General features: G+C 34.9%; 23 protein-coding genes. 2 read left to right on the top strand and 21 right to left on the bottom strand.

Annotated elements, in window-relative coordinates; genetic code table 11:
• From CP352_RS01880 to CP352_RS01800, 17 genes are all read right to left on the bottom strand, one after another.
• Positions 1–678 (bottom strand): HAD family phosphatase, encoded by a 678-nt coding sequence (locus CP352_RS01880; RefSeq protein ID WP_023488111.1) that lies wholly within the window; start codon positions 676–678, stop codon positions 1–3.
• Positions 656–1939 carry a folylpolyglutamate synthase/dihydrofolate synthase family protein gene (locus tag CP352_RS01875; RefSeq protein WP_089143172.1) on the bottom strand — a complete coding sequence of 428 codons (1284 nt, stop codon included), beginning with the start codon at positions 1937–1939 and terminating at the stop codon, positions 656–658. Before CP352_RS01875 ends, CP352_RS01880 begins: the two co-directional genes overlap by 23 nt.
• Complete coding sequence (locus CP352_RS01870; RefSeq protein ID WP_089143171.1) at positions 1940–4579, bottom strand: valine--tRNA ligase; 2640 nt, start codon at positions 4577–4579, stop codon at positions 1940–1942.
• Positions 4580–4891: 312 nt separating this feature from the next.
• Positions 4892–5428 carry an N-6 DNA methylase gene (locus CP352_RS01865; protein ID WP_089143170.1) on the bottom strand — a complete coding sequence of 179 codons (537 nt, stop codon included), beginning with the start codon at positions 5426–5428 and terminating at the stop codon, positions 4892–4894.
• On the bottom strand, positions 5421–6629 hold the full coding sequence (locus tag CP352_RS01860) for an ATP/GTP-binding protein (RefSeq protein WP_089143169.1): 1209 nt from the start codon (positions 6627–6629) through the stop codon (positions 5421–5423). Before CP352_RS01860 ends, CP352_RS01865 begins: the two co-directional genes overlap by 8 nt.
• 132 nt (positions 6630–6761) lie before the next feature.
• On the bottom strand, positions 6762–9377 hold the full coding sequence (locus CP352_RS01855) for a cation-translocating P-type ATPase (protein WP_089143168.1): 2616 nt from the start codon (positions 9375–9377) through the stop codon (positions 6762–6764).
• A 205-nt stretch (positions 9378–9582) separates the two neighbouring features.
• Positions 9583–9759 carry a hypothetical protein gene (locus tag CP352_RS01850; protein ID WP_223845442.1) on the bottom strand — a complete coding sequence of 59 codons (177 nt, stop codon included), beginning with the start codon at positions 9757–9759 and terminating at the stop codon, positions 9583–9585.
• Positions 9760–9846: 87 nt separating this feature from the next.
• Entirely contained in the window at positions 9847–10122 is a 276-nt protein-coding gene (locus tag CP352_RS01845; RefSeq protein WP_005718809.1) for a hypothetical protein, read from the bottom strand.
• On the bottom strand, positions 10119–10631 hold the full coding sequence (locus CP352_RS01840) for a DUF3990 domain-containing protein (protein ID WP_005727083.1): 513 nt from the start codon (positions 10629–10631) through the stop codon (positions 10119–10121). The genes CP352_RS01845 and CP352_RS01840 overlap by 4 nt, the downstream gene beginning before the upstream one ends.
• A gap of 148 nt (positions 10632–10779) precedes the next feature.
• The gene (locus CP352_RS01835; protein WP_023488099.1) at positions 10780–11709 is read right to left on the bottom strand and encodes a glycosyltransferase family 2 protein; all 930 of its coding nucleotides are present in this window, start codon (positions 11707–11709) and stop codon (positions 10780–10782) included.
• Positions 11709–12128, bottom strand: a complete 420-nt coding sequence (locus CP352_RS01830; RefSeq protein WP_089143167.1) for a GtrA family protein — start codon at positions 12126–12128, stop codon at positions 11709–11711. Before CP352_RS01830 ends, CP352_RS01835 begins: the two co-directional genes overlap by 1 nt.
• A 227-nt stretch (positions 12129–12355) precedes the next feature.
• Positions 12356–12607 carry a hypothetical protein gene (locus CP352_RS01825; protein WP_233186895.1) on the bottom strand — a complete coding sequence of 84 codons (252 nt, stop codon included), beginning with the start codon at positions 12605–12607 and terminating at the stop codon, positions 12356–12358.
• Positions 12607–13311 (bottom strand): pseudouridine synthase, encoded by a 705-nt coding sequence (locus CP352_RS01820; protein ID WP_089143166.1) that lies wholly within the window; start codon positions 13309–13311, stop codon positions 12607–12609. Before CP352_RS01820 ends, CP352_RS01825 begins: the two co-directional genes overlap by 1 nt.
• 133 nt (positions 13312–13444) lie before the next feature.
• Positions 13445–14701, bottom strand: a complete 1257-nt coding sequence (locus CP352_RS01815) for an ATP-binding protein (protein ID WP_089143165.1) — start codon at positions 14699–14701, stop codon at positions 13445–13447.
• Positions 14702–14813: 112 nt separating this feature from the next.
• A complete protein-coding gene (locus CP352_RS01810) occupies positions 14814–15896 on the bottom strand; it encodes a hypothetical protein (protein ID WP_233186894.1) in 1083 nt (360 codons plus the stop codon).
• Between the two features lie 13 nt (positions 15897–15909).
• Positions 15910–16722: a helix-turn-helix domain-containing protein gene (locus tag CP352_RS01805; RefSeq protein WP_089143164.1), complete on the bottom strand. Its 813-nt coding sequence runs from the start codon at positions 16720–16722 to the stop codon at positions 15910–15912.
• Positions 16723–16775: 53 nt separating this feature from the next.
• A complete protein-coding gene (locus tag CP352_RS01800; protein ID WP_089143163.1) occupies positions 16776–17573 on the bottom strand; it encodes a helix-turn-helix domain-containing protein in 798 nt (265 codons plus the stop codon).
• A gap of 280 nt (positions 17574–17853) precedes the next feature.
• Here CP352_RS01800 and CP352_RS01795 point away from each other — a divergent pair, with 280 nt between their 5' ends.
• Positions 17854–18297 (top strand): RNase H family protein, encoded by a 444-nt coding sequence (locus tag CP352_RS01795; RefSeq protein ID WP_089143162.1) that lies wholly within the window; start codon positions 17854–17856, stop codon positions 18295–18297.
• A 462-nt stretch (positions 18298–18759) separates the two neighbouring features.
• Complete coding sequence (locus tag CP352_RS01790; RefSeq protein ID WP_089143161.1) at positions 18760–19521, top strand: hypothetical protein; 762 nt, start codon at positions 18760–18762, stop codon at positions 19519–19521.
• 685 nt (positions 19522–20206) lie between these two features.
• Here CP352_RS01790 and CP352_RS01785 read toward each other — a convergent pair.
• The 4 genes from CP352_RS01785 to CP352_RS01770 form a co-directional block, all read right to left on the bottom strand.
• Entirely contained in the window at positions 20207–20959 is a 753-nt protein-coding gene (locus tag CP352_RS01785) for a hypothetical protein (protein ID WP_023488089.1), read from the bottom strand.
• Between the two features lie 11 nt (positions 20960–20970).
• Positions 20971–21486 carry a Panacea domain-containing protein gene (locus CP352_RS01780; protein WP_023488088.1) on the bottom strand — a complete coding sequence of 172 codons (516 nt, stop codon included), beginning with the start codon at positions 21484–21486 and terminating at the stop codon, positions 20971–20973.
• A 251-nt stretch (positions 21487–21737) separates the two neighbouring features.
• Complete coding sequence (locus CP352_RS01775; RefSeq protein WP_089143158.1) at positions 21738–22253, bottom strand: hypothetical protein; 516 nt, start codon at positions 22251–22253, stop codon at positions 21738–21740.
• A gap of 89 nt (positions 22254–22342) precedes the next feature.
• On the bottom strand, positions 22343–23131 hold the full coding sequence (locus tag CP352_RS01770; protein WP_089143157.1) for a helix-turn-helix domain-containing protein: 789 nt from the start codon (positions 23129–23131) through the stop codon (positions 22343–22345).
• Positions 23132–23525: the final 394 nt, after the last annotated feature.

Raw genomic sequence — 23525 nt, 5'->3', positions numbered from 1 at the left:
CTAAATTTTTTTCAGAAATTCAAAAAAGTTTTGACAAATCATCGTTGCATTCTGCTTATCTTTAACAGATGGTGCTTTCAAATCTGGTACCATCACACATTTTAACCCTGCATTAGCAGCTGCTTGAACACCGGTTGATGAATCTTCAAAAACTAAAATATTTTCTTTAGGTAAATTCATTTTCTTAGCTGCTTCTAGATAAATATCTGGTGCCGGCTTAGCCTTAATGTGACCTCTTTGTACATCAAGATAACTAAGATGAAAATCAAAATAATTTCTGATTCCAGTCGCCCACATAGCATGCTGAACTACATTTTCATAATTACTTGAAGCAATCGCCATCTTCAAGCCACGCTTTTCAAATTCGTCTAATGCTTCTTGAACACCAGGTTGCAGCTTTAACTTTCCCTCATCAGTCCATTGCCACACCAAGTCATCAGTTCGCTTAATAAAACGATCACGGTCTGCTTCAGTTTTAAAATATTTATGATAAAAATCCTGCATCTCTTTAACTGTAGCACCAGTTAACTTGAGATAAGCATCCCGCGGCGTACCCAAATTCTCTTCTTCTGCCGCCTGAATATTAGCATCCCAATACAGCTTCTCTGAATTAACTAGCAAACCGTCCATATCAAAGATAATGCCTTGAATATCATCATCTAGCCCTTGTACGCGCATCACGTTTTCCTTTCCAATTTAAAATAGCACTAACCAAATAAAAGGATCCACTAACAATTAAAATATCATTAGCTCCCAAGTGATCTCGCAGCTGGGTAAAAGCAGCTCGATAATCTTTTTCATAATTATATCTTTTTTGTACATCAATTGGAAAATCATCTTTTTTAGCTACTCGCGGATAAGATAAAGTTGTCAGTAAAACTTCATCTTTATCATCAAACAAGCTAAACACCTGCTCAAGATCCTTATCTTTCATCATAGTCACTAAAGCATAAAGCTTGCCATGCTTTTGCTGGGTCATACGATGAACGACTGCCAGCAAATTACTCATTGCCTGAATATTATGTGCTCCATCTAAAATGATTAGCGGATTTTCTCGTAAAATTTGATAGCGCCCTGGAATAATCGTTTGATTAATCGCTGTTTCAACTTCTTCATTTGATAAAGGCAGTTTCAACAAAAAGAACGCCTGGCAGGCAACGGCAATATCATAGGCTTCAACTTGTGGTCGTAAAGCAAAAACTAGCTTTCTTTTGTGATCTTGATAAACAATTTGATTATCAAGTAAAACACTAAAGTCTCGTCCTAATTGATAAACTATCGCATGTTCTTCTTCGGCTTTACTTTTCAAAATTGGCCAAACTACTTCTGGCACGTTACCTAAAACTACTGGTCTTTTTGCCTTAATAATGCCGCTTTTCTCACGTGCAATATCCTGAATTGTAGGTCCAATAATTTTTTCATGATCGAGACCAATTGTAGTAATAATACTTACTTCTGGCATAATTACATTAGTCTTGTCATGTTCTCCACCAATTCCTACCTCGATAACAGCATAATCACACTTTTTTTGAGCAAAATAGACAAAAGCCAGTGCGACTTCATATTCAAAGGTTACTAACGAAAAAGTTGAGTCCTGCTGCTGCAATTTCTCATAAGTACCCTGCACAATATTAGCTGTTTTAACTAAATCCTGATCACTAATATTTTGATTATTTAACTGTATTCTCTCATTAAATTCATAGACATACGGTGAGACAAAAAGGCCAGTCTTTTGACCAGCCTTTTTTAGTAGGTTTGATAAATAGTATGAAGTTGAACCTTTACCATTAGTGCCCGTAATGTGAATCGTTTTAACTAGATCTTGAGGATTGCCTAATTCCAACAATAACCGCTTAATAAAAGACAAATTATTTTTAGGATGTAAATGAGGCAAAGCATATAAGTAATCGATTACTTCTTGAGCTTTAGTAAATTTCAATTATTTACTCTCTTTCAAATCTTGAATTCTTTCACGAACACCGGCTAATTGACTTTCGTAGTCAGCCTTCTTTTCTTTTTCCTTGTTGACAACAGCTTCTGGAGCGTGATCAACAAAGCCTTTGTTAGCCAGCTTCTTTTCACAACGAGCAACTTCGTCTTCAAGACGCTTCTCTTCTTTTTCCATCTTTTCTAGCTCATCGTCAACATTAACAAGTTCAGTTAATGGAACAAAAATTTGTGCGCCTGGAATTACAGCAGTCTTAGCTAATTTTGGTGCTTCAACTTCACTAGCTACAGTCAATTCCTTTGGATGCAAGAAGTTTTCAACATAATCAGCATTTTCGTCCAAAACGCGCTTGTTAGCTTCATCGTCTAATTGAATCATGATGTCGATTTGACTTGACATTGGTGCATTAACTTCCATGCGGATGTTACGTACTGCTTTAATAGTTTCAATTAAGAAGGCCATGTCTTGATCTGCTTGCTTGTTTTCAAATTCCTTGTGAGTAGTTGGATATTCAGCAACCATAACTGACTTACCTTCATGTGGCATTGAAAGCCATAATTTTTCAGTTACAAATGGCATAATTGGGTGAAGCAAACGCAAGATTTGGTCAAGAATACAAATTAAGTTTTCTTGCTTTCTTGCCTTTAATTCTTCATCGTCACCATTCAAAGCAACCTTAGAAATTTCAATATACCAGTCACAGAAGTCATTCCAAATAAAGTTGTAAGCTTCACGACCAGCTTCACCGAATTGATATTCATCAAACAAGCGAGTTACTTCACTAACAGTATGATTCAAGCGATCGAAAATCCAACGATCTGATAAATCAAATTTAGAAGCATCTGGCATATGAGCTGGCTTAGCATCTTTTGGCAAGTTCATAATTACGAAACGACTTGCATTCCAAATCTTGTTAATGAAGTTCCAAGCAGCAGATAATTTCTTAGGATCATAACGAGTATCTTGACCAGGAGCAGTACCATTAAGCAAGAACCAACGAAGGGCGTCGGCACCGTATTTATCAACTACATCCATTGGGTCAACACCGTTACCAAGTGATTTACTCATCTTGCGACCTTGTTCATCACGCATTAAACCGTGTAAAACAACATCATTAAATGGACGCTTGCCGGTGAAATGTAAACTTTGGAACATCATTCTTGATACCCAGAAGAAGATAATATCGTAACCAGTTACCAAGGCATTAGTTGGGAAGTAGCGCTTAAAGTCTTCCGCATTAGTATCAGGCCAACCTAAAGTTGAAAATGGCCATAATGCACTTGAGAACCAAGTGTCAAGTACGTCTGGATCTTGTTCCCAGTTTTCAATGTCCTTAGGTGCTTCTTCGCCAACGTAAGTTTCACCGGTCTTCTTGTTGTACCAAGCAGGAATACGGTGACCCCACCATAATTGACGTGAGATACACCAATCATGAACATCACTCATCCAGTGATCAAGAGTTTGTTCAAATCGTTCTGGGACAAAGTTTACCTTGCCATCAGTCTTTTGGTTTTCCAAAACTTTATCAGCAAGTGGTTTCATCTTAACGAACCATTGCTTAGAAAGACGTGGTTCAACTTGAACGCCTGAACGTTCTGAGTGACCTACTGAGTGAACAATTGGTTCAATCTTGATTAAGTAGCCTTCTTCTTTAAGATCCTTAACTAAAGCTTCACGACAGTCAAAACGATCCATACCAGCATACTTGCCAGCTTCTTCGTTCATAGTACCATCATCGTTCATTACGTTGATTCTTTCAAGATTATGACGATTACCTACTTGGAAGTCGTTAGGGTCATGAGCTGGGGTAATCTTAACTAAACCGGTACCAAATTCTGGATCAACGTGTTGGTCTTCAATAATTGGAATGTGGCGGCCAACAAGTGGCAAGATTAATTCCTTACCTACGATATCCTTGTATCTTTCATCTCCTGGTGCAACGGCAACAGCAGTATCACCAAACATGGTTTCAGGACGAGTAGTAGCAATTTCTACATAACCTGACCCATCAGCAAATGGATATTTAATGTGGTAAAAGGCACCTTTATCATCCTTGTGAATAACTTCAATATCACTCAAAGCAGTTTGAAGTGCTGGATCCCAGTTAATAATGTATTCACCGCGGTAAATTAAGCCTTCTTTATAAAGCTGAACAAAGACTTTCTTAACAGCCTTTGAAAGACCCTTGTCCAAGGTAAATCTTTCTCTTGAGTAGTCAAGTGAAAGACCCATCTTAGCCCATTGGCCCTTAATAATAGCTGCGTATTCATCTTTCCAGTCCCAAACTTGCTTAACAAAAGCTTCACGTCCCATTTGGTGACGATCTTTACCTTGCTTACGTAATTTTGCTTCAACCTTAGCTTGTGTAGCAATTCCAGCATGGTCCATCCCAGGAAGGTAAAGCGTATCGTAACCTTGCATCCGTTTAAAACGAATTAAAGTATCTTGAATTGCAGTATCCCAAGCGTGACCCAAGTGCAACTTACCAGTTACATTTGGTGGTGGAATAACAATTGAATAAGGGTGAGCTTTCTTGTCACCAGAAGGCTTGAACAAATCTTCATCAAGCCAGGTTTGATATCTACCTTTTTCAACCTCGTTTGGGTTGTATTTAGGTGCTAAATCTGTCATTAAAATTCCTCCAATAAAAAAGTCCTAGACACATTGTCTAGGACGATCAGTTAAACCGCGGTACCACCTATGGTTAAGCAAAATTATGCTTCTCTCAATAGCGATAACGGCGTATACCGGATTAACCTACTTTTTATTTTCAATTAATCAGCTAATCAAGCTACTAGTCAACCTTCGGCCTCTCAGCTGTCTGGCTTTTCTCTGTTAATAAAGTCGACCCCTCTTGATTCTTGCTTTGGTTATGATTATAGCATGAACTTCACTCAGAAAAAAGGGTTAGGAATTAGTCGTAATTAAGTTAGCCATATGTCTTTATTCTTTTAATAAATCAGCAATACATTTTTCCGATGAATGATATTGCTTATATTGTTTTAACACGTTGATTAAATCATCATAGTGACTATTCCAAAAATAATAATTTTCATCATAAGATTTCACACTCTTAAGATCGTGATAATACTGCTTAACAAAATCACTAGGCTTCACTTTACTTTTATAGTTATTTGTATATCGCTGATAGTCTTGATGATAAAGAATGTCTAGAATTTCAATCTCAGGTCTAGTACGAAGTTCTACTACTTCGGATACTTTCTTTTTATACACTTCTGGAAGATTAAACTTTTCGGTTTTGGAATCAAGTATCCTATAAATTTTAACCTTTCTACTTCTAAACCCTTTATTCAAAAATTCTTTAGCAAACTTTTTAGCATTTCGTGCTCTAATTACTTCACCTTCAAGAAGATCATCCTCGTTGAATTTTAGTGCATCGTGTTCCAATAGAACTTCCATAATTGCTCGTTCAGTATGACCTTCTACAATAATAGCGATTAGATCTGTAGAGTTACTCATCCATTTTAACCGCCTTTTCTGTAGCCTTCTTTAAAGCCATGTAGGCATCATAATCTGGAGCTGTCCCACCTAAATAATCTGATTCAAAAACATCGGCTTTATTTAGATCGCTTCTTACATCAGCAGTTGAATATCTTTGAAGCTGAATCTTGCCTTCTCTCTTAGTAATATATTCTTCATCAGTTCTTTCAATTTTATCCAAAATTTCAGTATAGTGCGTACTAAATACCAAAGTAGCTCTATTTATGTTGATTTTAGGATTAGTAAAATACTCAATAAAAGAATCTACAATAGCGTGATTAAAGTGATTCTCCAACTCATCAATAAAGATGATGCCACCAACGGAAAGTGCATTAATTACCTCGCCATAAAGAGTTATCCCTTTAGCTGTACCAGAAGACAAGTATTTTGCAATCGTTGTAAAATCATTTTCTGCAATCTCTGTATCTTTCCCTTTAAACTTCAGCTTAAACAATTGTTTAGTAGCACCAGAGCCCTCAGGCTTGTTTTCAATTTTAAGATATTCAATTGTTGGATCTAAAAAGTTTAAAATTTCTCCAGGCACATTGCCAGAACCATACATCAATGCATTAAAGTCAGTAAAGAACAAAGTATCAAATGGTATTTGAGGATAATACTTATTTTTCGAAATAATCGCTCTAAAAATCGAATCATCAGACGACAAAATTGAAGAAGCTAGGTCGCCTAATTCTTTTCTGTCTAATTCTGGTTTTATATTTTTGAAATCAAATAATTTTTTCTTTGAAAGATTAACAGTTACCTTTTTTCGATATACCGTTTCAGACTCAATATGCCAGCTTTTACTTAAAGTTTTCTTTAACTTGAAAACTAAACTATCCTTATAAACTACATGATCAGTTCCATAAAAATAAGTTGTAACACTAATAGGCTCATTTCCTATTAGCACATCCGTTAGCTTAGTTTGATCAATTGACTTTCCCATCACAACTGTTTGAAGAATTCCTATCAAGAGTTTCATGATCGTAGTCTTTCCAGTAGCATTAGTCCCTACTAGAGTGATTAAATTATTCACCCATAAATTGCCGAGCAAATGAGTTAATCGATCAGAGGTATTAGAAGTAACCCTTGCATCACTGACCAGTGAAAATTCAAGATCATCCTCAAATAGCGGATGATTTTGAATTTCTAATTTTAAAAAGTATAATTTATTTTTATTCATAATTATTCACCTAAAATTGTTTTATTCAGGCTAAATTTTATCATATTTTTGCATTTTATACATAAAATCTGTTTAAAATATAAATAATCCTCATCAAGTAGTTACTACTTCATGAGGATTATCTAAAATATTCTACTTTCTAATCATCTTAACTGCTTGAATCAAAATCGTTGGAATCAGAGCCAAGCCAGCAAGCCACATTACTTCTTGCCCAGTTAACGGAGTAACTGCAAACAAGCTATGTAACGCCGGTACAAACAAAATCAAGGCTAACAAAATTGTTCCGACAGCAAATGCTGCTAAACTGTACCAGTTATTTTTGAAACCGATCTTGAAGATACTGTGTTGTGAACGACAATTGAAGCCATGTAAAAGCCGAGCAAATGTCAATGTTGAGAACGCCATCGTCGTTGCAACTGCAGGACTATCTTTTAGTCCGATCAAAAAGGCAGCAATTACACTAATCGAAATCAACAAACCTTGAATAGTAATTTGACTCACAAAGGCTTTGTCCAAAATACCAGCCTTAGGATCACGCGGCTTACGTTTCAAAATGTCTGGATCACCTGGCTCCATCCCAATTGCAAGAGCTGGAAGTGAATCAGTTACTAAGTTAATGAAAAGCAATTGAACCGCTACAAATGGCACTGGTAAGCCAGCAAGTGAAGCAAATAAAACAGTGATAATCGCAGAAAGGTTACCTGATAACAAGTAGCCAATAGCGTTTTTAATATTTTCATAAACTGTTCTACCGTTAGCAACAGCTTTGATAATTGTGGCAAAATTATCATCGGCCAAAATCATGCTGGCAGCATCTTTAGATACTTCAGTACCAGTAATTCCCATTGCCACACCAACATCGGCCTTCTTCAAGGCTGGGGCATCGTTAACACCGTCACCAGTCATTGATACGATACGATCTTTTCTCTGCCATGCATTAACAATTCTGATCTTGTTTTCAGGCGATACACGAGCATAAACCGAAATCTTCTCAATGTTTTGATCAAGTTCTTCATCGCTCAAAGCATCTAATTCAAGGCCAGTTAAAGCCATGTCACCTTCATTGAAAATACCAATTTTCTTAGCAATTGCAACGGCAGTCACCTTATGGTCACCAGTAATCATCACAGTCCTAATCCCGGCTTCCTTAGCACGAGCAACTGCAGCTACACTTTCTTCACGTGGTGGATCCATTTCTGAAACAAGGCCAATAAAAGTTAAGCCATCTTCTGCTTCAGTAGAAAGCTCTTCATCACTTTCTTTATAAGCAAAGGCCAAAACACGCAAACCATTTTCTGAAAAGTAATTGTTTTGTGCCAAAATTTCTTTACGATCTTCTTCAGTCATTGGACGAATTTCATCGCCGAAACGAATATTGACACAGCGTTTCAAGAGCACATCAATTGCACCTTTAACAAAAATAGTTGGTACAGTATGAATCAAATGCTTAGTACTCATCAGCTTACGATCTGAGTCAAATGGTACTTCTTCCAGACGCTTAGAATGTTCGCGTAATTCTTGTTCTGATAAGCCTAAAACACCATTACCTAAGTCAATTCCGGGCACTTGACGATACATTTCCAGCAAGGCTGACTCAGTCGGATCACCAATTGCCTTATCTTCGGCCAAACTTGCATCGTTGTTAAGCACTACATCATAAAGCAAGTAGCGGTGAAGTTGATTACTCAAATCCAGCTCATTTGGCTTTAAAACTTTACCACCAATATAGACATCTTCTACTGTCATCTTATTTTGAGTTAACGTACCAGTCTTATCTGAACAAATTACTGATACAGACCCTAAAGATTCTACGGCTGCCAAGTTTTTAATAATAGCATTTTCTTTAGCCATTTTTTGCGTACCCATTGCTTGCACAATAGTTACGATAGAACTCAAAGCTTCAGGAATTGCAGCAACAGCTAAAGCTACTGCAAATAGCAGTGAATCAAGCAGCGGTTGACCACGCCACATTTGAATACCAAAAATCACAGCACACAAGATTAAAATAGCAGTAGCCAATCGTGATGAAAACTGGTCAAGTGATACTTGCAGCGGAGTGCGACGTTCCTTAGTTTCATTCATCAAGGAAGCAATCTTACCAATTTCAGTCTGCATCCCCGTTGCCGTTACTACAACCGTAGCACGCCCATAAGTTACTAAGGAACTGGAGTAAACCATGTTAACCCGATCAGCCAGCGGCACTTCTTTTTCAAAATCAGTGTCCAACTTGTCAACATTAGTCGATTCACCAGTTAATGAACTTTCGTTGACTTGCAGAGAATAATTTTCTAAAATTCGACCATCTGCAGTAACTAAGTCACCTGCTTCTAACAAAAGAATGTCGCCAGGTACCAAGTCCTTGGCCTCAATCTCCATTTTTTGTCCATTACGCAAAACTTTAGCCGTTGGCGCAGATAATGACTTTAGCGATTCTAGCGACTTTTCCGCCTTAACATGTTGTACCGTACCCAAAATCGCATTCAGAATCAATACAACAATAATTACCAACGTACTTTCCAGACTGCCCGTAAAAGCAGAAATTATTGCCGCGATAATTAGGATGATCACCATTAAGTCTTTAAATTGTTCTAAAAAGACCTGAAAAGTACTTTTCTTCTTTCCTTCAACTAAAGCATTTGGACCAACTTGAGCTAATTTCTCTTGAGCCTCTTTAGCGCTCAGCCCCTGCTTTAAATCGGTATTTAACTCTTTAGCTATCTCGTCTTTTTTCTGACGATAGTATTCCATGTAAAGCCCTCCCTAAACATAAGAGTAATTTAAGCAAAAAAATAGAGACTACTGGCTAAAACACTGTTTAGTCAATAGTCTCATCATTTAAACTTACAGCGGAAAATAAATTTCGTTCTGACGCCGTAAATACAATTTATGCCGATTACTCCCTATTTACTTGTACATAATTAAACCATATCAAGTAGGTAGTTGGCAAGCTATTTTAACTTTCTTTTAGGAAGTTTTCTAATTGTTCATCGGTAAAATCAGAACCGTAATTTTGTTCAAGGAGATGCATGATCTCTTGCTTGGTATTACCAACTCTTTTAAGTGAAGAAACTAAAATTTTGACGCCTCGTTTAAGTCCCTCTTCTTTACCTTCCTCACGTCCTTTTATCAAGCCTTCCTCACGCGCATCTTGTTCTCGCTACAGTATTTTCTCTTCGTAATCCATGATATAATCACTCCATTCCGAGCAATAAGATAATCATTTGTACTTCTTATCTTTCAATAATCCGTTAGCAATATCGGCCGAACTAACTGGTACACCGACTAAACGCTCATTTTGCCACAAATCAAAAAAATCAGCTGGCATCATTTGATCAAATTCATCATCTGAATTCATTAAATCCTTATAAACACGTGACTTCTCAAATAAATTTAGAGCCTGCTTAGGATAAATGTTTAATCTCTTAGCAATTAAGTCGCTAATTGCTTCAGCTAGTTGCTGATGAAATTGCTTTTCACTAATTTCGGGAATCATCTAACCAACTCCTTATCTATGAACGTTAAAGCTTTGAGAGCTCTTTCTGTCTTGAAACAATACTGCTCCGAATAAACACTCGGTTTTAATTTTAGCAGAGCCTCATCTAAATCTAGATTACCATGTTTCCAACAATTAACAACAGAAAAAAGTTTACCATCTGCTGTTGGGCCAATGACGATATCAGAATTATCTTTTATATTATTCATTCTATTTTGAATGACAAACTTAATCCAATCAATATCTGCTTGGTAAACTAATATTTTCAAGTCGGGTTGATCAGCATCGAATACATATCTATTTAATGTCGGTTGACCTGAATATCTAGCCTTACGCTTTGCCCATTTTTCTGCTTGTCTACGATTAGCAGTCACATAAAAGCCATTACCAAAATCAGTTGTAAAAACATTTTTATTTATACGAGGCTGATAAACAGCCTGATTGCTTCCATGATACAAAATGACTTTGGTATTGCTTTTCATGAATCGTGATGTATGCGTATTTTTCATCGCGCACCTCTTTCATAAATAGTAGGACAGAATTATCCCTCACCATTTATTACGCAAAAAAGCACGCTTTTTTTGTGAGAAATTAAAATTTACAAACAAAAACGTCTGAGAATTATATCCCAGACATTCAACAATTTACGGCTCTTTCTCATTTCTCTTCCTTCACAATATAAATTGGTCGTTCTTTAACTTGTAAATAGATTTTACCAATATAACGGCCAATAATTCCGATACACAAAAGCTGCAAGCCACCAATCAATAAAATAATTGAAATTGTGCTGGCCCAACCCAAAATACTAGAACCAGGAACTATTAGTTTACGAACAATCACAACCAGGAGACCAATAATTGACAAAATGAATGAAGTTGTCCCAATCCAAACAGCTAAGTTAAGCGGTGCTTGAGAAAAATCAGCAATCCCGCCCAACGCATATTTGAATAATTTGTGAGTCGTCCAATCAGTTTCACCAGCTACGCGCTCGACATTGTGGTACTCAAGATACTTAGTCTTAAAACCAACCCAAGCAAAAATACCTTTAGAAAAGCGGCTGTATTCTTTCATTGATAAAACTGCGTTAACCATCTGCCTGGTCATCATGCGATAGTCGCGTACGCCTGAAACAATTTCCACTTTAGAAATGCGATTAATCACCTTATAAAATTGATTGCTCAAGAAAGACTTAAACTTACCTTCCCCTTTACGATCTACTCGTCTGCAGCCAACTGCATCATAGTCACCAGTCTGCAAAATTTTATACATTTTTGGTAAAAGTGAAGGCGGATCTTGCAAATCTACATCCATTAAGACAATATAATCTCCCGTTGCAGCTGATAGGCCCGCATAGATAGCGGATTCCTTACCAAAGTTACGAGAAAAAGAAATATAGTGAACATGTTTGTCCTGCTCATGCAATTTTTTCAATTCGGTCAGTGTGTTATCATTGGAGCCATCATCTACAAACCAATATTCGGGCGTCACTTTGGGCATTTTAGCTAATACTTTTTGCACTGCTGGATAAAAAAGTGGAATTGTCTCTTGTTCATTAAAACAAGGGACCACAATTGATAATTTTTCCATTAGATTTCTTCTTTCTTAGCTTTTCTAAAAGTAACTACTTTATTTATTACAAATTGAATTAAAGTAGCCATAAAAGTAGCTATAACTTTGACCATTAAGTGCGGATAACCCAATTTGGTAACGAAAACAAATAGGAAAATCGTAGTAAACACTGTGGTAATCTGGCCAACGATAAAATAAGAAATAAATCTTAATATCATGCGATCATGAACTTTAAAGTTAGTATAAGAATTCCATAAAAAGTTATTGATGATCCCGCAGGTAGACGAAATAATGTTAGCTATTTCAACATTCATCTTGAAATGCGTCAAAATTGTATAAATTCCAAAATCAACGACTAGCCCTAATACGCCAATTAGAACATACTTTACTAATTGAACAAAATCTTCTGAATAGATTGCTGTTTTGATTTTTTCCATAATTATTCCTAATAAAAAATCCAGACAAGAGGTCCTGGATTTCAACATATTTAACTAATATGGTCTTAATTATATCATTGTTTTTAAGCTCTACGTTTTCATTATTAAAGTTAAAACTTTAAATAGAAAAATACCCTCATTTAGAATTTCTAAATAAGGAATTATTGCCATTAATTTCGATGTTTTAATTTTGTTTCAAGAAATTTTCTAATTGCTCATCAGTAAAATCAGAGCCGTACTTCTTGTTTAAGCCGTTGAAGAATTCTCTGATTATTCTCACCGTAATCTCGCATTATGGTAATCAAATTGTGAATCCCGTATACTATGCCTTCTTTGAAGCCTTCTTCTTTACCTTCCTCACGCCCTTTTATCAAGCCTTCCTCACGCGCGTCTTGTTCTCGCTCCAGTATTTTCTCTTCGTAGTCCATGATATAATCACTCCATTCCGGATCTTCATTGAATTCTTTAATCTTTGCCATCACTTTATTATATCTTCCAACTTCAATTCCAGATATTCTCCCCGCTTTAAGTTAGCAGGCAAGGTTAACTTTCCCATCGAAATTCGTTCTAATTCAACTACTTTCATCCCTACCGCACCAAACATGCGCTTGATCTGGTGATATTTACCTTCACGAATTTTAATTTCAGTTGTAGACCTATCGTGCTCTTCATCCTGGGATAATATCTTCAATTCTGCTGGCTGCAGTTTGGTCCCATCGCCTAGTGTCATTCCTGAAGCAAAAGTTTTAACAGTTGCATCATTAGCTACACCAGCAATTTCAGCACGATAAACTTTATCAACATGCTTACCAGGTGCAAGCAATTCATGATTCAACTGACCATCATTCGTCAAAAGGAGCAAGCCAGTAGTATCCTTGTCCAAACGACCAACGGGTACGATTCCTTGATAGCGATCTTGCGGCGCCAGTATGGAAATCACTGTTGGCTGACTGCGGTCTTCCGTCGCTGACAAAACACCTTTAGGTTTATTCAATAAGAAATAATGATATTTCTGATAAGCAACAATATCCCCATTAACAGTGACCTGATCGCTTTCTTTAACTTGCTGTTTGGGTGTTTTAACAACTGTACCATTAACTGCAACAATTCCCTGCTTAATTAATTGGTGTACTTCTTTTCGTGATCCAACATTCATATTGGCTAAATATTTGTCTATGCGCATTATGTCTTTCTTTCGTTCTTATGTGTTGATTAATATTAATTATATAAGAAAGTTAACCCAATTTCGAATTGCGACACTAATCAAAAACGGTCGATTTTGTTTTCGACCGTTTTTACGCGCGTTTTGCGCGCGATTATTTGCTTAAAATATATTTTGTAGCTCTGCCTTCACCCATTCTTCTAATATAACCTTGTTTTTCTAGTTGCCGCAAAATCTTCAAAACTTTCGTCCTACCAAACTTACTCATTTGGCTAATTTGCTTCGTAGTATCCGCACCTTCATGAATTATTTGATATACTTTCTTTTCATCATTAGACAGATCGTCCGTAATAAATTTTAAAACTGGCAATATTATCTTTATCGAATTATCAAAAATTTCAAACTGCGGTTGAACCAAACTACTTCTATAAGAATCATTTATTCTTCTTACACCTGTACCAAATTGCTCAATTAATCCTAACCTAAAGAAAACATTAGCAATAATTGGATTACGCAAAATGGAAATCTGACCTGAAAGATATTCTTCTTTGCTAAGTCCTTGTGGCAATCCACCTGGAAATACTACTTCAATTCTATCATCATACATAGAAATTTTAATTTGCGAGTTAATGTTCCAAACTCGATGAACTAAGGCATTGGCTATTGCCTCACGAAAAGCTTCTTCTGGAATCTGACTTACAATATTTCGCGTTGCTCCCTGTATTTCTTCATGTTGATAATATTGACGATATTTTTGAATTGCTTGCTTATACTCTTTAAGAATAGATTCATGCTCATAACTTGCTCGATCAAGCATAATATTAATGCTTTCACCAAACCGAACAATACCAATTCCACGATAATTATTTTTGTCTGCCAAAAGCTCACCGGCGTTAGTGTAACTAGTATCCTTATGCTCTAAATTAAGCGTAATCAATATATCAGATGTTAAACTTTTAATTCCTATCTTTTCTTTTAATGCTTCTTCTAAAATGTTAAATGACAAATTTTGGTTCATCGCGGTTAAACTATCATAGGTTCTATTTTCACCAATTAAGATTAACTGTGATAATTCAGATCGATCAATTTCAATTGAAGCACTATCATTTCTCTTATAGGCCTTTGATTTATATAAATATGGAGGATTAATTCCTTGCTTTACTGTTAAAGTAACCACATTAGTTTTAGGATCAATTTCTAAATTATAATCTGGATTTGGTGTGATCGAATCGTTGATTTTATTTTCAACATTTAAACAAAATTCAACTGGATTTTTCACACCAACGATTGATCCATCATCCTTTATTCCAAATTTAATCTTTCCATTGCCATAATTTGCAAATGCACTAACCGTTTTCAGAAAAGTATTCGTCAATTTCTCTTTAAATTCTAAATTTTTGGTTTCTCTCATTTAGATCACCGTTTCTAAACTATTTATTTATAATTATACTCTTTCACGCGCAAAAAAACGGTCGAAAACGAAATCGACCGTTTTTGCGCGCGATTATTCTAAAAGCTAAAAATTAGTTTAGTTCAATGCCACCTAATTTACGCAAATCAGTGAACTTAGTGTGAGCATATTTCTTAGCAAGTTGCGGACTACGCCACATAACATCATGCAAGCCACCAGCTGTCCCAATTTCCAGCAAAACAGGCTGACCTTTTTCTTGATGGAGAGCATATACTGTCTTTTCACCAGCAGATTGACACCAGCCTGCTATAAAAATACCACTAAAACCATTAATATTAGTCATATTAGCTGCCGCAATGTGCATCGTTTTATCTTGAATATCACGACTTTGCCTTTGCTTTTCACTAAAATTAGAAGCTTGATGATGAAGTTGAGTTTTATCACCATTTACAATCATACTGTGTGCCATTAATTCCATTTTAGAATCATTGCTATACCAAACGCCGCGATAATTTGCTGGGACTGTAAAAATACCAACATCCCCAGGAATATCAGATTTATTAGTTTGAGCATCATTCTTAGAGTCATCGGTAGCACTTGCGTTACTTGATGAAGAACCACCAATCGTGACTTTCTTTTGCAAGTGACTAATTTCTGCATCACAGTTTATCTTGTTCAAAAATCGCACAATTTGCTCTACTGTAGCAATACCAAGATAACGTTCACCTTGATACAAAAAGATTTTTTGACCACTACCATCGCCTTGCAAAGTGTAGCGTGTTTGCAAATTTTTCCCCGCATTCACTTCATAAATATAACCTTGACCGCGATAATTTGAACTATCGTCTCGCTTGATCAAAGATACATTTAAGCTACTATGTTCAGCATTTTGCAATGTGCTTTGCCATGCACCGCGATATTTATTAGCCGCATACACAGTAATCAAGGCTACATTTTCTTGAGGACTGATATCATTAGCTGACAAAGTTCCTTTAGCCTTATGTTTATGCGTAAGAGTAATTGTATTCTTAGTGATCCGAATCTTATTGTAGACGCTCTTCTTATCACGACTGACCCAAGTTCCGCGCATCTTGCTAGGCATATTGTAGACACCTAAATTGCCCCAAGCGGCTTCTACCTTTTGCGTAGTTGCTAACACTGGTACAATTATTAAAAATAACGCTACTAATGACATTGCTTTTCAATATTTATTCTAAGGTATCTTCAATCAGTGAAACATACCCACTCTTTCTTAAAACATCAACTACTTCATCAGCTGTTGCATGATCATTATTAAATAGAGCTTCATAATACGTTCCTAAAACACTATTAATACCAATCGCACCATCTGTTGGAAGCTCGCGCAGGAATTGAACTGCACTTTCAGCATATTCCTTATTAGCGTGCTTATGATAGCAACAATTCAAGAAATTCACTGCAATCATAGCTACAAATTGCAGTGTAAAAGTATCAGTATCTGGTCTTTTTCTATATGCTCTAAAAGCCAAGTTAACTAACTGATATGCATCATCAATGTCTAAGAAAATCACTGCTTGACTCAAATAATGGTAAGCCGTTCTATTCCAGTTTTCATCAACTATGATAGCTTTAACTTTTTTCCTCAATTGTGGATCGATCTGATCACCAGAATGAAGTACCCAAGCATAAGCATTCTCAAGTCTAAATTGTAGCCAAAAACTCGGCTTCTCTTTTCTGCTCTTGATTTCTCTCGCAATTTTATCAAGCTTATCTAAATCCCTGTTATTCTGTGCAAAACTGATTTGATTCATTAAATCAAAATCCGGCTCTTTCTTAGACGTCTGATTGCTAATTCTACTAAAAAAACTTCCCACATCTATGTGCTGTGAAATTAAGATATTCAACAATAAATTAGTATCTATTTGGTGAACATCACGTTCAACTTTTGAATAAAAAGACTCCGAAATAATACCATTTGCCATTTGCTCTTGCGTTAGGCCTCTGTGCAAACGAGCCTGCTTAAGTGCTTCTCCAATAGTCACTTTTTTACCCTCCACTTTATAATTCAAACCATTTCCTATAGAGTATCATTCTCTCACTCAACTACCGATAGTGTTTTTATATAAGATTGATATCCACTCTTATTCAACAAATTTTCAATTTGGTTTGCAAGTGCAATATCATTATCTGCCAACGCAACATAATATTTCACAATTAACTTATGAAAACTAACCGCAAAACTATCAGGAATTTGCTTTACAAAGGCACCTAGTATCTGAATCCTATTTAGACTATTTTCACGAAAACAGCGATCCATGTAATTAATGATTAGATTCAATAATGAAACTAACATATCATCATTTGTTAAGTCTAATTCAGTTACATTGTCTAAAATATAATCTATAAATGTGCTTAATTCATTGAAATTATAGACATAGGTTGAAATCGCTAAATTCCAGAAATTCTTTTCATTTTGCAGATCAACTTTTAGGCAACCATTTATAATCTCTTTTCGAGTTTTTTCAGGTATTTCGTAAACTTGATGGTTCAAAGTGGCTAACATCAAGTTGATTTTTAATAATTCAATCGTATCCTTATTATTTAAATTCTTTTTGATTGTTCTTAGTTGATTAATATTACGATTATTAAAAGCCGTATAAACCTGCTTTTCTAACTTAATCTTTGATAAGTTTTCCTCATCAAACTCTTCAAAAAAGTCATAAAGCGAAATATTATGCGCATTCAAAAGGGCTAAAAGCTTATTGATACTAAGCTCATTTTTATCATGTTCGATTTTAGAATAAAATGATTCGCTAATAATTCCCGCACACATTTGTGACTGACTTAAATTTAATAATTGCCGCATCTTCTTAAGTTGACGTCCAATTGTCATTCATTCTCACCACTTTCCGCTTATATCCTAAATAAACATGAGAATAAATGCTTGAAATCTTCTGTATGGAAGATTTTTTATGATGCGCCAAATCAAAAAGACCATCTGCATTAATTCACAGATGGTCTTTTTAAACTTTTCTTTTACTTTTTCTGAAAGTAAGAAAATTATTAAGCTCATTATTTTATTGCAAATATGAAGATTCTATTTTCAAATAATTTATTTGACTCTACTATGGATTTGTTCAGCAAGATTACTTGAACTAGAAAGTGTGATATAAATGGAAACTGAATATATAGTTTACACAGATGGTGCTGATCGCCATAAGGATGACTTTCACATTGGTGCCTGGTGTACTTACATTAAAAGTACAGAAGACACACGCACATTCTCAGGCATAGTACGAAATAGTAAGAAGTTCGATGTAACGAATAATCGAATGGAACTGCTTGCGATTGTTCAAGCTGTGCGTATGTGTCATGAAGACAGTAAGATCACATTGTATTCTGATAGTGAATACAGTGTTGGAGTACTTTCTGGAAAGAAACATGCACATGTAAATACTGACTTAATCAAAGAGTACAATAAGATTGTCAGTGATAAAAAGCTTCATGTTCACTTTGAGTATATCCCGCGCGAACAAAATGATTTTGTAGATCACGTTATGAGATACATGCTTGACCACAACAAAGAAGCTAAAGAACACGGTGCTATTGAAGAATAATTAAAAATAAACCTGGGTCTATACTCAGGTTTATTTTTATATACAATTTACTAAGAAGGTAATATATGCAACATGCCACTTTGCTTCTATTATTTCAAGCACTTGATGAATCTTTAAATGAAAAAACTAATTCTGATACTGAAATAGCTATATAACACGTTTTATTCAAGGTATTAGCGAACTACCTGTTAAAGCGGATTTCAAAAATGGACTTACTGAAATAAATATACTTATGAGAGCATATCACTGGGCTGCCGAGCATGGTAAAAATGAAACATATGATATTGCATTACGCTGTTATACCCAGTACAGAATAGTTAACTCCAATTCTCTAAAGGATTTATACCGCTGAAATACATTTTCTAACTTTAAGCGTGCAAATATGAAGATTCTATTTACTTATCTTTCCTATCACCTTACGATTTCCTTATTAATAATTAATAAAAACGAGGTAAATTAAAAATGTTTAAAAATAAATTTATCAAATTGTTAACTGCAGCTACATTTGCAGTTGTTGGTATTAGCAGCATCAATACTATGTCACACGTTTCAACTGTTCAAGCTAGCACCTTTCATTATTTAAGACGTGATCATAAACTAGTAACTTTGGGATTCGGACAAAAACTTCCATTACGTTTATATAGAAATGGTAGACATGTATATTACAATGATGATCCAACAGATGATGGCAATTTCACAGATGAAGCAATTGGTTCTGCTTTTTTATTGAAAACTCATGGTTGGAAATATATTAATGGCCAAAAATATTATAAAATTTATAATTACTTTGACGATGCAAGTGCATACATCAATGCAAAGTATTTCACCAAGAAATACAATGATTTATCATATGAGCAAGTTTACACTGTAACCAAGGCCTTCTCACCACGTAACGGTGATATGCAAGCTTCAAAGACTAATTTAATGCTTCATCCAGGTGCAGCAATTGAAGTTGATATGTACTCAACGGATAACGATATTGTAAGTATTGGTTCTCCAATTGACGATAACAAACACGGTTTAACTGGATTTGTTGAAGATGGTAGCTATCATTCATCTGCATGGCTTAAAATTACTCAATCACAATTTAGAAACAATTGTAGAAAAGCCTCACCAAATACTAAATTTGTATTCGATGATGATGGCGACTACGAAACCAACGCAAGTTTAGCTCGCGGCGGCATTTATCACAAAGGCCACTTCTACAAGGTTTACACTCGTTAATTAATTATAATTTGTCCCCATTTCAGAGGGAATTGCTCTTGGCAACAACATCAACTTAGCCAATTTTGTCCCGCTCGAGGTTCTCGAGACGGGAGTTATTCCGAAGGTGGTAACAACCAAGCTACGAACATTACAATTTGTCCCTCACTTCAGAGGGAGTTTCTCTTGGTTAGCAATCGGAAAAAACATCAACTTAGCCGCATTTGTCCCACTCGAGGTTCTCGAGGCGGGAGTTATTCGATGGGCGGAAACAACCAAAGATCCAATATTGTATTTGTCCCCATTCCCAGGGGAGTTTTGTTCAAATCTAGTTAATGTTATTAGCTAGTTTATAGGGAAATTTGAAAAAGGATAATGCAGTTTAATGCATTATCCTTTTTTTCTTTGCGGTTCTTTTTTAGCCAAATATTCTATTTTCTTATTTCTTCTTAATAAAGTTAAGAAGAAAACGCCATAGCCAAATTGACTCACTCTTTTGCCTACTTACACCTTTAATCGTGGATTAAGTTGTGATTACAGCTGTAATTAAGCATCTAAATCGTGAGTCAATATATTTGACAATCTCAATTTTTAAAATTAAGATTGAGTCGAAGACAAGTGAGACATAGATATCGTGGAAATCGGGGACAATAAAAAGTCGCTTCAACCTATAAGCTGAAGCGGCTTTTCTTAATAGGTATTAGTATTATTTGAGCATCCAGATACTTAATATTCCAGTAACTATCATAAATATACTTATTTCAATAACTGCTCTAACAATTTTAGGTGTAAATTTATAATCATTATCATCATCACCATATAACTTCTTCATACCCACTAGCAGAATCATTATTATTAAATACATGATGAGAATATATATACCACCAATAACTAGAGCATATCCTATCGAACTTTTACCCCAAAGTTTAACATCATGGAATAAATTTCCTAAAACTTGAACTGAACCCATCATTGCAAAAGACATAGCTGTAAAAATCGCTAATATACCCACAAACTCGGAATAAATGTGGCCTACTTTACCTTTAGCCTTTTTAGCCACCTTTTCAGCATCCCTTGCACTACGTTCAGCATCAGAAGTCTGACTTAAAATATAATCTCTTTGATAACAACTTAATTTAATATGGCGTTCAAAACGTAAAAGATTATCAATTTTTTCACCTTTTCCATTTTCTGGTGCTATCTTTTCATTACTCAATAATGCAGCAAATTTGTTTTCAGTAATTTCATCTAATAAGGCAAAGTTTTCTTTCAGTATGTGAAACTTATCTTTTTCTAGATGATAAATAATATCACTAATTTCTGGATATGATCTGCAGTAACTTTCATGTTCACCCAAAAAAATAAGGCTATGGATCAACTGATCATTAGCCTCATCTTGATTTATTTTCACAGTAAATTGCTGTATGACATCTTTAATAAATTTTTTCTTATTACTCATAAAAATTCAAGTTATTTCAATTCTGCTTCATTATTAACAAAACATGATTCTATTTCTTCATTTCTATAATCAGATGCCTGATATTCCATTATTTCATCTTTATAATTACACCAACTAGGATCCTTATGAGTTAAATCAACTAGCTTCCATACGGGAATTCTAAGCAATTTAAGTACAAGACTTTTAAGTACATCTCGCACATTATTATCTATACTTTTCATCTCAGGAGTCTGAGTTCTAAATTGTCCTAACTCATCAAAGTAAGCATCTGAATACTCATTTGTAATTGGACTAGCACCATTATCTCTAAAAGTGCGATATACATTCTTTTGAACAGGACCATACTGCCATTTTGAAAAAGTACCATTAACTATTCCAACTTGGTATTTATCTAAAGTATAGCCTTGCAAAAAGAACAAAATTTTCTGAAGTTGCAAATTAGTGACAGATAGCTTGTTCTCATTAGCCAAATTTATCACGAAGTTTGCAACAGCAATAGGTTCTTGAGTCTTTAAACTTTCTGCCATAATTTCCAGCCCCCTATAAAAAATCATGATATCATAGCATGTTTCTAGCCACAAGATACCTTGCGTTGGTTTGATAGTGAATCACTAAATGTTGACAAACAGAAAGTAAAGAATTGTTTAATTAAAGACTTGTAAATCCTAAAATAATTATTTTTAATTTAGATCCTAGTTAAACTTATTTTTCTAAAGATTAATAAACTTTTCAATTTCCAATCAAAAAACAGCTTAAAGTCACATAAGCTGTTTTTGAACTAATACTTCCTAGCTAAACTTCTACTCTTGAAGAACTTAGTACCTGTATAGCCATTAGAATAATCAAGATACTTAACGGTCTTGCCATTAACCTTCATAGTCTTAGCTTTAAACATGTCCCACTCTTCAAAACCAATCCAAGGAGCAACAGTGAAGTACTTACCACCAGCACGATTAGTATAGTAACCCGCTAGTTTATTTCTAGTTGCATGTATCAAACGATTCTGTTCTCGCATCTGTGCCTTATTACTTGGATTCCAGATTCTTTCTGGAATAGCCTTCGTATTTTGATGATAAACAGTTTTACCATTATAAGTATGAGCAGTAATTCTAACCTTTCTAGATTTAGAATACCAAGTCCCACGCAAGCTTTTAGGGATTGTATACATTTTTCCCATGCCATAAATCTTTTGTGCAGCATAAACAGGCGTTGGTGTGTTGACGGCTGTCATGCTAATTGGAGCCAATGCGAGCATCCCTGCCACGATTAAGCCGCATTTAAAAATCTTCTTCATCAGTTTTTACACTTTCTAAATAACTTTAAATTCTGTCTTATTGTATCTCTTTATTGAAAAAATACAGTCTTTTCTTCATATTTGCACAATTATTTATCAGATACATTCTCATAATCCAAATCTTCATCTTGCAGAAGATCAGCAATCAACTGAGCATTCTCAAAATTATTATCTAATAATTCTTCGTAATAAGTTGCTAGAATCTTATAGATTCCAAATTCAACCTTGTTTGGTAAAAGCTTCAAAAACTTGATTGCCTGATTCATCTCATTATTTCTTTTACCTTGCTTAAAACAAAGATCTAAATATTTAACTAAAATTCTAGACACCAAACGCATCGTATATTCATCTACATTTTTGGCATGATACTTATTGAAAAACATATCAATCAAATTTCGAACTTGGTTAAAATCATAAAGATCTAAGATAAAAAAAGTAAACCAGAGATTTTCTTCATTCCAGTTATTCCCCTGCAAACAATTGTAGCTCGGATCTTGCTGTATTATCTTCTTTGCTTCTTCAGTTTGCCCTTCAAGCTTAGAAATTAGCAGAATAATAAAACTTTTAATTCTCAGATCTGCAAAATTACCTTTATGATAAATATCATTCAGAGCATCTACATCCTTTTTTAAATAAGCATATAAAATTCTCTCATGATAAGCATAAATTTGAGGCCGAGTATTGCCTAATCCTTGGCAAAATTTAACCATCGGCACTTCATGGGAATACATAATTTCCATCAAATCTCTGGCGTTAATCATGTTTTCATTTTTTTCAACTCGAGAGTAAAAAGATCGACTAATAGTACCAGATACCTTCTGCGTTTTATTTAACTTCAAAGATTTACGGACTTCTTTTAAACGTTCGCCTACTAACATAATTAACCCCTTTGTTTAATAAATTCTTGGTTTACATAGCTAATTGATCATTTTTAACAAATTTATCAGTGAACAGGCAAAAATAGCATTCGCCATTTTCGGTTAATGTTCTTTGCTTTGTTATCTAAAAATCAATTACTTCTTTAAAGCTAACTTCATTACTCAAATTTACATTTGACAACACTAAACTAGCTAATGCTACAGCAGCAACACTAGTAACTTTAATCTTTTTATTCATCCTAATAATTTCTCCCTTGTTAACAATATTTATTCCATATTTAAAATATAGATAGTTGATACAAAAATCTTGAAATCTTCGTAAATGACTATTTTTATTAGGACAAATAAAAGAATTGCATCCCCTAAGCTAAACAGCTTAAGAAATGCAATTCTT

This window comes from Lactobacillus sp. UMNPBX1 (assembly GCF_002554085.1).
Classification (GTDB): domain Bacteria; phylum Bacillota; class Bacilli; order Lactobacillales; family Lactobacillaceae; genus Lactobacillus; species Lactobacillus crispatus.
The sequence above is the reverse complement of the archived record's forward strand: the minus strand, read 5'-3'. Positions and strand labels throughout refer to the sequence as shown.